This is a genomic window from Paraburkholderia nodosa DSM 21604 (assembly GCF_000519185.1).
In the GTDB taxonomy this organism is placed as follows: Bacteria; Pseudomonadota; Gammaproteobacteria; order Burkholderiales; family Burkholderiaceae; genus Paraburkholderia; species Paraburkholderia nodosa.
In genome coordinates, this window is record NZ_JAFA01000044.1 from 24,837 (window position 1) to 38,024 (window position 13,188).

The 13,188-nt window shown below is 63.1% G+C and carries 11 protein-coding genes; all 11 read left to right on the forward strand.

The window, feature by feature from the left end; genetic code table 11:
• The first annotated feature begins 390 nt into the window (after positions 1–390).
• The 11 genes from msuE to A3CW_RS0137670 all read left to right on the forward strand — a co-directional run bounded on the left by msuE (position 391) and on the right by A3CW_RS0137670 (position 13,162).
• A complete protein-coding gene (gene msuE, locus A3CW_RS0137620) occupies positions 391–960 on the forward strand; it encodes an FMN reductase (RefSeq protein ID WP_028208140.1) in 570 nt (189 codons plus the stop codon).
• A gap of 26 nt (positions 961–986) precedes the next feature.
• A complete protein-coding gene (gene sfnG, locus A3CW_RS0137625; RefSeq protein ID WP_028208141.1) occupies positions 987–2,090 on the forward strand; it encodes a dimethylsulfone monooxygenase SfnG in 1,104 nt (367 codons plus the stop codon).
• A 99-nt stretch (positions 2,091–2,189) separates the two neighbouring features.
• Positions 2,190–2,969: an ABC transporter ATP-binding protein gene (locus tag A3CW_RS0137630; protein ID WP_028208142.1), complete on the forward strand. Its 780-nt coding sequence runs from the start codon at positions 2,190–2,192 to the stop codon at positions 2,967–2,969.
• 12 nt (positions 2,970–2,981) lie between these two features.
• Positions 2,982–3,863, forward strand: coding sequence for a branched-chain amino acid ABC transporter permease (locus tag A3CW_RS0137635; RefSeq protein ID WP_028208143.1), 882 nt, complete (start codon positions 2,982–2,984; stop codon positions 3,861–3,863).
• Between the two features lie 10 nt (positions 3,864–3,873).
• A complete protein-coding gene (locus A3CW_RS0137640; protein ID WP_028208144.1) occupies positions 3,874–4,908 on the forward strand; it encodes a branched-chain amino acid ABC transporter permease in 1,035 nt (344 codons plus the stop codon).
• 54 nt (positions 4,909–4,962) lie between these two features.
• Positions 4,963–6,327, forward strand: coding sequence for an ABC transporter substrate-binding protein (locus A3CW_RS0137645; RefSeq protein ID WP_028208145.1), 1,365 nt, complete (start codon positions 4,963–4,965; stop codon positions 6,325–6,327).
• 1 nt (position 6,328) lies between these two features.
• A complete protein-coding gene (locus A3CW_RS0137650) occupies positions 6,329–7,129 on the forward strand; it encodes an ABC transporter ATP-binding protein (protein WP_028208146.1) in 801 nt (266 codons plus the stop codon).
• Positions 7,130–7,387: 258 nt separating this feature from the next.
• The gene (locus A3CW_RS48895; RefSeq protein WP_051481980.1) at positions 7,388–7,855 is read left to right on the forward strand and encodes a MarR family winged helix-turn-helix transcriptional regulator; all 468 of its coding nucleotides are present in this window, start codon (positions 7,388–7,390) and stop codon (positions 7,853–7,855) included.
• 417 nt (positions 7,856–8,272) lie between these two features.
• A complete protein-coding gene (locus A3CW_RS0137660) occupies positions 8,273–9,301 on the forward strand; it encodes a UPF0149 family protein (RefSeq protein ID WP_028208147.1) in 1,029 nt (342 codons plus the stop codon).
• Between the two features lie 120 nt (positions 9,302–9,421).
• Positions 9,422–12,100, forward strand: a complete 2,679-nt coding sequence (locus tag A3CW_RS0137665) for a DEAD/DEAH box helicase (RefSeq protein WP_028208148.1) — start codon at positions 9,422–9,424, stop codon at positions 12,098–12,100.
• A gap of 18 nt (positions 12,101–12,118) precedes the next feature.
• Positions 12,119–13,162 (forward strand): hypothetical protein, encoded by a 1,044-nt coding sequence (locus A3CW_RS0137670; protein WP_028208149.1) that lies wholly within the window; start codon positions 12,119–12,121, stop codon positions 13,160–13,162.
• Positions 13,163–13,188 lie beyond the last annotated feature (26 nt).

The following is a 13,188-nucleotide window of genomic DNA, read 5'->3' on the forward strand; positions in this document are numbered from 1 at the left end:
AGGATCAGCACAGTGTTCAAGGTTTTGGCCATCGAGAGAAGCAAGGATTTCTCATAACCTAATCAAGCTGCTGCGCTAGCAGCATCGAGACGCGAGGCCATGCGTCCTGGATGCTTTCATTCATGTGACGAACCGGCACTGCTGCGTGGGGAGCAGCGAAGAAGCAGGGTTGTTGCCGGTGCTTCATCGCCTGTCGGCAAATCGATCCGAGTGTCGCCGGGATGTGCTTATCAGGTGCATTTCCCCTGCGTGAAGGCTGCTCGACCACACAAACTGCTGCTATGTCAGCCGTTCTGCCGTGAGCGGCCAGTTCTCAAGATTTGGCACAGTCCTTGCCTTTAGCTCATGACGGGACCGATCAGGCACGTCCCGATTCACGAAGGAATCCTCATGAGCAAGAAACACAAGATCGTGGCAGTGTCGGGCAGCTTGCAGCAGCCGTCGCGCACGCTGGCGCTGGTGCAGTCGCTGCTGTCCGCGCTGGAAGCCGCGCTGCCTGTTGAAATCCGCATGATCGATCTCGGCGAGATTGCCGGGCGACTCTCCGGTGCGCTCACGCGTGCGCAGGTGCCCGTGGATGTCGAAGAACACATCCGCGCGATCGAGACAGCCGACCTCGTGATCGCGGCGAGTCCGGTGTATCGCGCCTCGTATACCGGCCTCTTCAAGCATCTGTTCGATCTCGTGCATCACGAGGCGCTGATCGACGTTCCGGTGCTGCTGGCCGCCACGGGCGGCAGCGAGCGTCATGCGCTCGTGATCGATCACCAGCTGCGTCCGCTCTTCAGCTTCTTCCAGGCCCATACGCTGCCTATCGGCGTCTACGCCTCCGAAAGCGACTTCGATCGCTACGAGATCGCGAGCGAGGCGTTGCGCTCGCGTATCGCACTCGCTGTCGAGCGCGCGGTTCCGCAACTCGTTGCGCGCGCGGAAAACGTCACCGCGGCGCTTGCCGTCTGAATTCAAAGTCATTCAAGGAATCTTCAATGAGCCAGATTTCCCATACCGACGACGCCGTCAAGTTCGCCTACTGGGTGCCCAACGTGAGCGGCGGCCTTGTCGTCAGCACGATCGAGCAGCGCACCGACTGGAGCCTCGACTATAACCAGCGTCTTGCGCAGACCGCCGAGCGCGCGGGCTTTGAATACGCACTGAGCCAGATCCGCTTCACGGCTGGCTACGGCGCGGAGTATCAGCACGAGTCGGTCTCGTTCAGCCAGGCGCTGCTGCAGTCGACCACGAAGCTCAAGGTGCTCGCGGCGATCCTGCCCGGGCCGTGGCACCCGGCTGTGGTCGCCAAGCAGATTGCCACGATGGATCACATCTCGAACGGCCGCATCGCGATCAACGTCGTAAGCGGCTGGTTCAAGGGCGAGTTCACTGCGATCGGCGAGCCGTGGCTCGAACACGACGAGCGTTACCGCCGCTCGAACGAGTTTATCCGCGCGCTCAAGGGGATCTGGACCGAGGACAACTTTACGTTCAAGGGTGACTTCTATCGGTTCAACAACTACACGTTGAGTCCGAAGCCGGTGCAGAAGCCCCATCCCGAGATTTTCCAGGGCGGCAGCTCGCGCGCGGCGCGCGACAACGCGGCGAGCGTGTCGGACTGGTACTTCACGAACGGCAACACGCCCGAGAATCTCAAGGCGCAGATCGACGACATCCGTGCGAAGGCGGCACAGAACAATCACGAGGTCCGTATCGGCGTGAACGCCTTCGTGATCGCGCGCGATACCGAAGAAGAAGCGAAGGCCGTGCTCGACGACATCATCAGGCACGCGCACGTCGAGGCCGTGCACGCGTTCGGTGATGCGGTCAAGGAGGCCGGCAAGGCGTCGCCGGAAGGCGAGGGCAACTGGGCCAAATCGACCTTCGAGGATCTCGTCCAGTACAACGACGGCTTCCGCACGAACCTGATCGGCACGCCGCAGCAGATTGCCGAACGCATCGTCGAACTCAAGTCGATCGGGGTCGACCTGGTGCTGACCGGCTTCCTGCATTTCATCGAAGAAGTCGAATATTTCGGCCAGAAGGTGCTGCCGCTCGTGCGCGAGCTCGAAGCGCAGCGCGAAAAACAGGCCGCCTGACGCAAGCGGCAGCGGGGCGGGGCCGGGCGCGCGAGCAGACCCGGCCGCATGAAACCGAAGAACACAATTGGGAAACGGCACCCCAAGGGGTGAATCAGCATGACGCAAGCCTCGACGGCCCTGCTCGCGCTCGACGGCATTTCCGTGTCGTTCGGGGGCGTCAGGGCCATTACCGATATCAGTTTCGAAGTCGCGGCAGGCGAGATCTGCGCGTTGATCGGCCCGAACGGCGCGGGCAAGAGTTCGCTGCTGAACGTGATCAACGGCGTCTATCGTCCGCAGCACGGCACGCTGCGCTTCGACGGCCATGCTTACCGGCGCATGGACGCGCACGACGCCGCGCATCGCGGCATCGCGCGCACGTTCCAGAATCTGGCGCTGTTCAGGCGCATGAGCGTGTTCGACAACGTGCTGGCCGGACGCAACCTGCATCGCCGCAGTACATGGCTCGAACAGACACTGCACGTTGGCCGTGCCGCACGGGATGAGGCCGAACAGCGCGAGCGAGCGCAGTGCGTGATCGAAGCGCTGGATCTGCAGCCGTGGCGTGGCAGCGTGGTGGGCACCTTGTCCTACGGGTTGCAGAAGCGGGTCGAGCTGGCACGCGCGCTGGCCGCCGAACCGCGCCTGCTGCTGCTCGACGAGCCCATGGCCGGCATGAATCCCGAGGAGAAGCACGCGATGGCCGGGTACGTGCTCGATGCCAACGAGCAGCTGGGCGTCACGGTCGTGCTGATCGAGCACGACATTGGCGTGGTGATGGGTCTGTCCGATCACGTGGTGGTGCTCGACTACGGAAAAAAGATCGCCGACGGCAGGCCCGATGAAGTCCGCACGAACCCGGACGTGCTGGCGGCCTATCTCGGCACACGACATTGAGAGGGGCGCGCAATGCAATTCTTTATCGAGGTGCTGGTGGGCGGGCTGCTCGCCGGCGTGATGTACTCGCTGGTCGCGATCGGCTTCGTGCTGATCTACAAGGCGTCGGGCATCTTCAACTTCGCGCAGGGCTCACTCGTGCTGTTCGGTGCGCTGACCTACGTGAGCCTCGTCGAACGCGGCTGGACCCCGTGGCTGTCGTTCGGCGCGACGCTCGCCGCGCTCGTGCTGATCGCGATCGCAACCGGCCGTTTCGTGCTGCGGCCGCTCGTCAACCGCGCGCCGATCGTGCTGTTCATGGCCACCCTCGGCCTGAGCCTGATTCTCGAAGGCGCGGCGCAGCTGTTCTGGGGCGCGCAGGTGCACGGGCTCGATCTCGGCATCGACGACAGGCCGCTGCACCTGGCCGGCGTGATGGTGAGCCGCTTCGACCTGTTCGCCGCCGGTACGGCCGGCGTGCTGGTCCTCGTGCTGTCGCAGCTCGCGAAGCGCTCGCGCTTCGGCCTGTCGCTGCGCGCCGTGGCGGACGATCCGCTCGCCGCGTTCGCGGTCGGCGTGCGGCTGCCGCGCATCTGGGCAATCGTCTGGGCACTGGCAGGCTTCGTCAGCCTCGTTGCGGGCCTGCTCTGGGGCGCGCGGCTCGGCGTGCAGTTCTCGCTCTCGCTCGTCGTGCTCAAGGCGTTGCCGGTGCTGATCATCGGCGGCTTCTCGTCGATCGGCGGCGCGATCGTCGGCGGCCTGCTGGTCGGCGCAACGGAGAAGCTGGCCGAAGTCTATCTCGGGACCGTGATCGGCGACGGCATCGAGAACTGGTTCCCCTATCTGCTTGCGATGCTGTTCCTGCTCGCGCGCCCGTCCGGCCTGTTCGGCGAGGCGGCCGTCGAGCGCGTTTGAGGAAACCTTGATGGAACTGACCCGCCCCCTCGCCGAACCGCGCCGGCTGAACCTGCGCCAGCTGGCCGTGCCGCTTGCGAGCGCGCTCGTTGCATTCTCCGGCGTGCCGCTCGTGGCGAACGACTACTGGCTGAACGCGATCCTCGTGCCGTTTCTGATCCTGTCCGTGGCCGGACTCGGCCTGAACTTCCTGACCGGCTACGCGGGGCAACTGTCGCTCGGTTCAGCCGCGTTCATGTCGATCGGCGCCTATGCGACCTACAACCTGCTCGTGCGTGTGCCTGCGCTGCCGCTGCCGGTCGACCTGCTGCTCGGCGGCCTGGTCAGCGCCGGGGCCGGCGTGCTGTTCGGACTGCCGAGCCTGCGGATCAAGGGCTTCTACCTGATCGTCTCGACGCTGGCCGCGCAGTTCTTCGTGGTCTGGCTATTCACGCGCGTGGGCTGGTTTTCGAACTACGACACGTCCGGCGTGTTGAGCGCGCCGCAGCTCGCGATCGGTCACTGGCGCATCGACTCGCCGGTGTCGCGCTACCTGTTCGTACTCGGCGTCGCGACCTTGCTGTTCGCATTCGGCGCGAGCCTCGTGCGCAGCGAACTGGGCCGACGCTGGATGGCTGTACGCGACATGGAAGCCGCCGCGCGCGTGATCGGCATCCCGGTGGGTCGCAGCAAGCTGCTGGCCTTCGCGCTGAGTTCCTTCGTGCTTGGCATCGCTGGCGCGCTGTGGGCTTTCGCGTATCTCGGCACGATCGAGCCCGACGGCTTCAACCTGAATCTCTCGTTCCAGGTGCTGTTCATCATCATCATCGGCGGCATGGGCAGCATCTCGGGCAACTTTCTGGGCGCGGCCTTTATCGTGTTGCTGCCGATCCTGCTTTCAAACGCGGCTGGCGCGCTGGCCCACGCAGGCATCGGCGCAGACCAGGTGCAGAACCTTCAAAAGATCGTCTTCGGTACGCTGATCATCGTCTTCCTGATCAAGGAACCGGATGGCCTCGCGAGACTCGTGCAGATCGTCCGTCAACGTCGGCCGAAGCAATCCTGAGCCGTTAATCTCCCCGCTTTATTGTTTCTCTTATCATCCAAGGAATATTTTGGTATGCGAAATAATGATATTCGTCCAGTTCGTGCCAAGTGGGGAAAGTGGTCCTCGGCTTTTGTGGCGGCGGTTGCGCTCGCTGTCGGCGCTTTGCCTCACGCGCATGCGGCGGGGGAGGAATACTTCCCGCTGCAAAGCTACCGGGTTGGCCCGTACGCAGCTGGCGGCAGCGGCTTTTTTGGCGGCTTTATCGACTATCTCCAGCTGACCAATGCGCGCGACGGGGGCGTGAACGGCGTCAAACTCGTATGGAAGGAGTGCGAGACCGAGTATGTGGTGGAGAAGGGCGTCGAGTGCTATGAGCGCCTGAAGAGTGGCGGCCCGGACGGTGCGCCGACCGCGGCCACGAACCCATTGTCGGTTGGAATTGCCTACGCAACGCTCGACCGTTCGACGGCTGACAGGATCCCGCTCATCACGATCAACCACGGCCGTACTGATTCGACCGATGGTGCGGTGTTTCCCTATGTGTTCCCGCTGCAGCTGAACCCGTACAGCGAGGTCTCCGCAATCGTCAACTATATCGGGCAGCGCTCGGGCGGTCTCGCCGCGCTCAAGGGCAAGAAGATCGTCGTGCTGTATCACGGTTCGCCGTATGGCCGCGAAACGATTCCGGTGGTCGATCTGCTGGCGAAGCAGTACGGCTTCGACGTGACCCAGATCGAAGTGCCGCATCCTGGCAACGAACAGGGCTCGCAGTGGCTGAAGATCCACCAGATCAATCCCGACTGGGTGATCCTACGGGGCTGGGGCGTGATGAATCCGGTAGCGATCAAGACCGCGCAGAAGGTCGGCTATCCGGTCGATCACATCATCGGCAATATCTGGAGCAACTCCGAGGAAGACGTGCGTCCGGCGGGCGATGCGGCCAAAGGCTTCATCTCGATCACGACGCACCCCTCGGGCACGGACTACCCGGTGCTGCAGGCGATCAACCAGTACGTGATTAAACCGGGCAACGGCAACCTCAAGGACCCGGCGCGCTTTGGCACCGTCTATTACAACCTGGGCGTGGTGAACGGCATTCTTAACGTCGAGGCGGTGCGCGTCGCGCAGCGCAAGTTCGGCAACAAGCCGCTCACTGGCGAGCAGGTACGCTGGGGCTTCGAGCATCTGGATCTCGACGATGCGCGCCTCAAGCAGCTCGGCGCTTTCGGTCTGGTCCAGCCGCTCAAGCTGACTTGCGCGGACCACGAAGGTGGCGGCGCCGTGCGCTTCCAGCAATGGGACGGCCAGAAGTGGAACGTGATCAGCAACTGGGTGCAGGCCGACCGCGCGCTGCTGCGTCCGATCATCGAGAAGTCGGCGCTGTCGTATGCGAAGGAAAAGGGCATTACGCCGCGCGATTGCAGCAAGGACCTCTAGCATGGCGAGCACCCCGATCCTGCAGGTCGACGAGATCGCCGTGACCTATAGTCAGATCATCCCCGCCCTGCGCGGGGTGTCGCTGGCGGTAGCCGAAGGCGCGATCGTCGCGCTGCTCGGTGGCAACGGCGCGGGCAAGACGACCACGCTCAAGGCGATCTCGAACCTCGTGCGCGCGGAGCGCGGCGAACTGACGGGTGGCCGCGTCGTCTATCGCGGCGCAGACATCGCACGCGTCGAGCCATGGACGCTGGTCGAGCGCGGGCTGGTCCAGGTGCTGGAAGGGCGGCGCTGCTTTGCGCATCTGTCGGTCGAGGAAAATCTGTGGATCGGGTCGTTCGCCAGGCGGCCTCGGCGGGCCGAGATCGAAGCGGCTCTCGAACGGACCTACTCGATCTTTCCGCGTCTGAAGGTCAAGCGCCGGTCGCTGGCGGGATTGACGTCGGGTGGCGAGCAGCAGATGGTGGCGATCGGTCGCGCGCTAATGGCGCGTCCTTCGCTGGTCCTGATCGACGAGCCGTCGATGGGGCTCGCGCCGCTCGTGGTCGAGGAAATCTTCGAGACCGTTGCGGCGCTCAACCGCGACGAGGGCGTGAGTTTCCTGCTCGCCGAGCAGAACGCGATGATGGCGCTGCGCTATGCGCAGCATGGTTACGTACTCGAAGGCGGTCGCGTGGTTGCCAATGGTACGCCGGGCGAACTCGCTCAGCTTGATGTACTTCATGACGCGTACCTTGGGGGCGCAGCTGTCGACTACACTGCACGTCGCCCCGGGCGTGCGAGGCAGGCTTTGACTGCTTGATATGTGAACGTCTGACAGAGCTGAACAGACAGCGCGCTACAAAAAAGCACTGTGGTTTACGTCGTGAGCTAGTTCGAGTCTCGACGATGAAACCTCGCAAATGATTTAGGCAGAGTAACGCCGGTCTCTCCAGACTACTGGATGGGAATTGCACGTTCTTTATAAGAACATATTGGACTGCAGAATAATTGTGTTGTCGGACTGGCCGAATTTTTGAACTTATGCCCCTGTAGTGATTGAGATAAGAAAACTTACTATATGGGCACCAAACGTCAATCCCTTTCTGCGCGGAGATTCTCCGGCGATCCAAATCCTGATGATCCGCTCATCGGGGCCCGGTTGCGCTATTGCCTCACGCAGGTCGAGCAGCGTCTGGGTGAGGCACTGGCCTCGGCCGTCTTTGCAGACATCCAGATCGCCCACTTCAAGGTATTGCGCTTTCCGCCTCCGGAGGACGAGCGCCCCATTGACCTGGCACAGCGCGCGGGGATGTCCAAGCAGGCGATGAACTACCTGCTGCTGCAACTTGAAGAGCTGGGTTATGTTCAGAGGGTCGCGACAGGGGAATCGCCTGCGCGCCTTGTTTCCCTGACCGAGAAGGGCTGGAAAGTGGCCGAAATACAGCGTGTCACGGTGCACGAGATCGAACGCGAATGGGAGCGGCAGATCGGCGCAAAGCGCTTCCAGACGTTTTACGCGGTGCTGAAGGAACTGACGGGCGGTTGATCAGTGATGGAGCGTTCAGGGGAAAAGCGACGAGCCACAAGGCCGCTGCCGTGGGTATTGAAGTGCCACGTGACTATGCTTGATGCCGAGGTTTATCACGATCTCTTCATGGCCGACACCGCACAGCCTCGCGACGCGTGGCCGGCAGGAAGCGTTCCAGCCGGCGCGTGCGGTTTCCGACGGGTGCGCCTGCCATCGTGGCAGGCGCACCCTGACAGAAAATGGCGACTGGGCAGCCAGAACGTTCATCGCCTGTCGATCCGGCGTCCAGTTTGCGCATCACGCCTCGGGTAAAATGCCGTCATCCTGACGCCTGCCGGGAATGTCTCCCGGAAGCGCGCCGTTGCGCTGATCGTCGGTGGCAATGACAGCCCAGGCGACCCGCATCGCGGCTGCCGCATCTCCCACGGAACGACCATGAAATTCGATCACTCCGATCCCGAGCTCAACGATCCGTTGACTGACGAAGAGCTGGAATTCCTCGAACGGTTTCTTTCGGGCAATGCCGTCTGCGACGATGCGATGGACGCGGTCATGTTGCATGGCTTTCTGACTGCCGTCATCTCCGGACCGAACGCGATCATGCCGGGTGCGATTCTTCCGTGGATCTGGGATGCCAGGCACGCAACCCGTCAGCCCCGATTCCTGTCAGCAGGTCGGGCTCGCAAGGTCACCGGACTGATCTTTCAGTACTGGAACGACATCAACGACACCCTGAATCAATGCCCCGACCTGTTCGAACTCCCGCTGCACACGACCGTGTATGCGGGCGAAGAGGTTCCCGTCCTCGATGAATGGTGCAAGGGTTATAGCAAGGGCATCGACATCGACCGGGAGGCTTGGGAGCCGCTGATCGAACGACACCCCTGGTGGTTCAATATCATCCTGCTGTTCGGCACAGCCTCCGGGGACCACGAGCTGGCGCGGCGGGACTACACGGTTGAACAACGCCGATCGTTTGTTCTCCAGCTCATGGCTTCAGCGCTCAATATCCATCGCGACGGGTGCGAGGCACGCCGAGAGTTGATGGGGCAGGGCGAGCGGCCAGGCACGATCCCGGCGGATTCATGGCCGAAAGCCAGGAGGGCAACGCAGCCCGCAAAGCGGATTATGGACGCGCAGGACGGGAGCGGATCCAAAGACCTGTTCCTCGTAGATTCGCTTGGCCGGGTGACGGACGAAGCGTTTCATCCGCTCGCCTTGTCACCGCTGGCTACGCGCATCACGCGCGGTGGCACGTCTGTCGATGTGCACATCTATCGCGCCGACGATGATGGTGGTGACGGCTGGATACTTGAAATCATCGACGCGTCCGGGACGTCCACGGTTTGGGACGAGCCGTTCCCAACCGATGGCGCCGCACTGGCCGAAGCATTGAGCACGATCAGCATGCACGGCATTGCGTCGGTGACCGGAGACGGACCGGCGCCCGCGCCGAAACACTGAGTGCGCCCGGACCCAGAATCCGGTCGGCGCACTCAGTGTTTCGGCGCAGGCTATACGTGATCTCCTGGCGGGCCCGTCTTCCGTCTGCATTCAAACCCCGGATTTCTCCATCAACCGTCCATGTCCTTGACCGATACCGATCGCCTTTCGCCAAGAATCACACCGGCCGGCCATCTGCTTGCCGCCCCCGACCTTGAGGCGCCTGCATTGCCCGATGACGTAGCGCTGGGCGCAGCTTTCACGCGCGGCGCTGGTCACGGGCTGCTCTATCTGGGGAGCGCGACCATCGGGCGCGCATTGCCGCCCGGCTGGGCGTGGTGGCGCGACCTGGGCGCCCGCTATGTCACGGCCCTGTGCACCACGGCGGAAGGCGGGGACATCGCGGTCGCGCAGCCAGACCCGGCGGAACTCGGCGCACTGATCGAAGACGCGCCACCCATGACAGGCGCTGAATACCTCACCCCGGATGTTCTGGTGGCACTCTGGGGCCAAATCGATGGCGCCCTGCGCGACGAGCTCGCTGATTCGGGAGAGTCACTTCAGGCATTCCTCAGGTCGCGTCATCCTGCCTGGAATCTGGTGGGCCGTGTTCACTTCAACCTTGCCGAAAACCGCAAGGACCCCGAAGCACCTTTCGCGTTCCTGGCTACGTACGCGGCGCGCCTGTCGGCCCATGGCAAGACGCAGCATCAACCCTTATCACGGGCACTCGAGGAATTCTCCGGTGCACGCAACAAGGCGCAGCTGCTCTCGCTCCTTAAGCCGGTTCAGCGTGCAGCTGAACGCTGCGACTGGCTGCGTGCGATGGTTGAATCGCGCGAAATCTATCACCCGTTGCGCTGGATGCCGGCCGACGCCTGGCGCCTTCTTTCGGATCTGCCCGCGCTGGAATCCGCCGGCATCATGGTTCGACTGCCGGCGACCTGGGCGGCGGGACGCCCCGCGCGGCCCGCGGTCAGGGCGAGCGTTGGGTCGCAGCCTCCGTCACTCCTTGGCAGGGAAGCGCTGCTCGACTTCAGGATGGAGGTGTCGCTCGATGGCGAAGCGTTGAGTCCGGCCGAGATCCGGACTCTGCTCAAGGGGGCCGACGGCCTTCAGTGGATTCGCGGGCGCTGGATCGAGGTGGACACAAAAAAGCTCGGCCGCCTGCTTCAGCGCTTCGAAAGTCTGGAAAAGGCCGCGCAGGCGGGGCTGCCGTTGAACGACGCCCTGCGTCTGCTGGCAGGCGTATCGGGTGATGAAGGTGACAGCTCTGAAGTGCGCGACTGGGCGCAGGTCGTGGCGGGCGACTGGCTCGGCGAGACACTCGGGCAGTTGCGCCAGCCGGAAGGCCTGGCGCAGGTCGATCCGGGCCCTGATCTGAGAGCGCAGCTTCGTCCATACCAGCAGGCAGGCGTGCGGTGGCTCTACCTCCTCAGCCAGCTCGGGCTGGGAGCGTGTCTGGCCGACGACATGGGGCTCGGGAAGACGATGCAGGTGCTCTCCCTGCTGTTGATCCTCAAGCGCGATCTGGCCGGCCCGCGCCCGAGCCTGCTGGTCGCACCGGCGTCCCTGCTGGCGAACTGGGCCTCGGAAGCGGAACGTTTCGCGCCTGGCCTGCGCGTGCTGGTGGCGCATCCGTCCATGACGCCTGCAGACGAACTGCGTGCCCTGGACAGCGCGCGCCTCATGCAGATGGACCTCGTCATTACCAGCTTCGGTTCGCTGCTGCGTCAGCCCGTGCTGGAAACCATGCAGTGGCGCATCGCGATCGTCGACGAGGCCCAGGCGATCAAGAATCCCGGCACCCGGCAGACGAAACAGGTCAAGAAGCTTCAGGCACGCTCACGCATCGCCCTGACGGGCACCCCGGTGGAAAATCGCCTGTCGGATCTGTGGTCCATTTTCGATTTCACGCATCCAGGCCTGCTGGGCTCGGCGAAGGAATTTGCTGGTCTGACCCGGCGTCTGGCAAAAGCCGAGCATTTCGGCCCGCTTCGCACCCTTGTGCGGCCCTACATCCTTCGTCGCTTGAAGACTGACAGGCGTGTGATCGCAGATCTCCCCGAAAAAACCGAACTCAAGGCGTGGTGTCACCTGAGCCCCGTCCAGGCCGCCCTGTACGAACGCGCGGTCAGGGACCTCGCGGCGGCGCTGGACGGTACCGACGGTATTGAACGCAAAGGGATCGTATTAAGCTACCTGATGCGTTTCAAGCAGATCTGCAACCATCCGTCCCAGTGGCTCGGCGACGCGGCGTGGCAACCGGAAGCCAGCGGCAAATTTGCGCGGCTGCGCGAACTGGTCGACGTAGTCGCGGCGAAGCAGGAAAAGGTCTTGGTGTTTACGCAGTTCCGCGAAACCACCGAGCCCCTTGCTGCGTTCCTCGGATCGCTTTTCGGGCGTGAAGGCCTGATTCTCCATGGGGGAACGCCCGTAGGCAAACGGCGTGAACTGGTCCGGCAATTCCAGGAAGATGAAGAGGTACCGTTCTTTGTGCTCTCGCTCAAGGCGGGCGGAGCGGGGTTGAATCTCACCGCCGCGTCCCACGTGATTCACTTTGATCGCTGGTGGAATCCGGCGGTCGAGAATCAGGCGACGGACCGGGCATTCCGCATTGGCCAGCGCAGGAATGTTCTGGTACACAAGTTCGTTTGCCGCGGTACGGTCGAGGACCGGATTGACCGGCTGATCGAAACAAAGCAGCAACTGGTGAAGGATGTGCTTGAGGGCGGCGCGGAGCTGCTGCTGACCGAGATGAGCGACCGCGAACTGCTCGATCTGGTCAGGCTCGATATTCATTCCGCGCAGGAAACCTGATCATGGAGAGGAACGCTAATGGCTGACTACAGCGGATGGAACCCCTACGTCCCGGTGGCCGAGCGCAGAAAAAAGGCGGAGCAACTGGTCGCGAAAGCTCTCAAGGCTGGCAAGATGCTGTCGCCCATCGCGCCCTATCGTGGGGCTATTGCGAAGACCTTCTGGGGCAAGGCATGGTGCGATAACCTGGAGCACTACAGCGACTACGCCAGTCGCCTGCCACGCGGTCGCACCTATGTGCGCAATGGTTCGGTGATCGATCTGCAGATTTCGACGGGCAGGATCCGTGCACAGGTCATGGGGTCCAGCCTGTACGAGATCGAAATCAATGTCACGGCCTGCCCGGAGAAGCAGTGGCGAGCGTTGAGTGCGGAGTGTGCGTCGTCGGTTGACTCCATGGTCGAACTGCTGCAGGGCAAGCTGTCGGCTGCGGTGATGGGCCGCATCTGCAAGCCGGGCAGCGGGCTCTTTCCCGCGCCGAAGGAGATCAAACTCGGCTGCAACTGCCTGGACTGGGCGGCGATGTGCAAGCACGTCGCCGCCGTACTCTATGGCGTCGGCGCGCGGCTCGACCAGCAGCCTGAGTTGCTCTTTACGCTACGCGGCGTTGATCCTGGCGACCTCGTCAGCAGCACCGGTGCGAACCTCTCCGGGGCAGGAGCCGGCACGGCGTCCGGCAAGGTACTCGACAACGTGGACCTGAGCGATGTGTTCGGTATCGATATTGACGCCGACTCCTTTGCCGATGCGCCCCCGGCACGGGGCAAACGCACGCGCAAAGCAGTCAGCTCGCAGACAGTCGAAGTCACGACACCAAAGTCGACGACACCAAAGTCGATGACACCGAAGTCGTCCGCGACTGCGAAATCGGCACCCAAGGGTAAGGTCGAGAGCAAAGCCAAGGTCGCGGCGGCGGACGTGAAGTCCAGTCCTGCGGCCCCGAAAAATGTGAAAGGAAAAACCGGCTCCGGCGCAGCGCAGGCGACCCGTCCGGCTGCATCTCAAAAGCCCACTGCACGTGCCGCGCCTGCCACGGCGAAATCCGCGAAACGCCGCGGGTGAATTCGGGGGCCGTGCCGCACCGCCTG

Excerpts from the sequence above, each read along its gene's own strand:
- A3CW_RS0137670 (WP_028208149.1), top strand. The coding sequence starts at position 12,119 with ATGGCTGACTACAGCGGATGGAACCCCTACGTCCCGGTGGCCGAGCGC.
- msuE (WP_028208140.1), top strand. The coding sequence starts at position 391 with ATGAGCAAGAAACACAAGATCGTGGCAGTGTCGGGCAGCTTGCAGCAG.
- A3CW_RS0137645 (WP_028208145.1), top strand. The coding sequence starts at position 4,963 with ATGCGAAATAATGATATTCGTCCAGTTCGTGCCAAGTGGGGAAAGTGG.
- A3CW_RS0137660 (WP_028208147.1), top strand. The coding sequence starts at position 8,273 with ATGAAATTCGATCACTCCGATCCCGAGCTCAACGATCCGTTGACTGAC.
- A3CW_RS0137665 (WP_028208148.1), top strand. The coding sequence starts at position 9,422 with ATGTCCTTGACCGATACCGATCGCCTTTCGCCAAGAATCACACCGGCC.
- A3CW_RS48895 (WP_051481980.1), top strand. The coding sequence starts at position 7,388 with ATGGGCACCAAACGTCAATCCCTTTCTGCGCGGAGATTCTCCGGCGAT.
- A3CW_RS0137635 (WP_028208143.1), top strand. The coding sequence starts at position 2,982 with ATGCAATTCTTTATCGAGGTGCTGGTGGGCGGGCTGCTCGCCGGCGTG.
- A3CW_RS0137650 (WP_028208146.1), top strand. The coding sequence starts at position 6,329 with ATGGCGAGCACCCCGATCCTGCAGGTCGACGAGATCGCCGTGACCTAT.
- A3CW_RS0137630 (WP_028208142.1), top strand. The coding sequence starts at position 2,190 with ATGACGCAAGCCTCGACGGCCCTGCTCGCGCTCGACGGCATTTCCGTG.
- sfnG (WP_028208141.1), top strand. The coding sequence starts at position 987 with ATGAGCCAGATTTCCCATACCGACGACGCCGTCAAGTTCGCCTACTGG.
- A3CW_RS0137640 (WP_028208144.1), top strand. The coding sequence starts at position 3,874 with ATGGAACTGACCCGCCCCCTCGCCGAACCGCGCCGGCTGAACCTGCGC.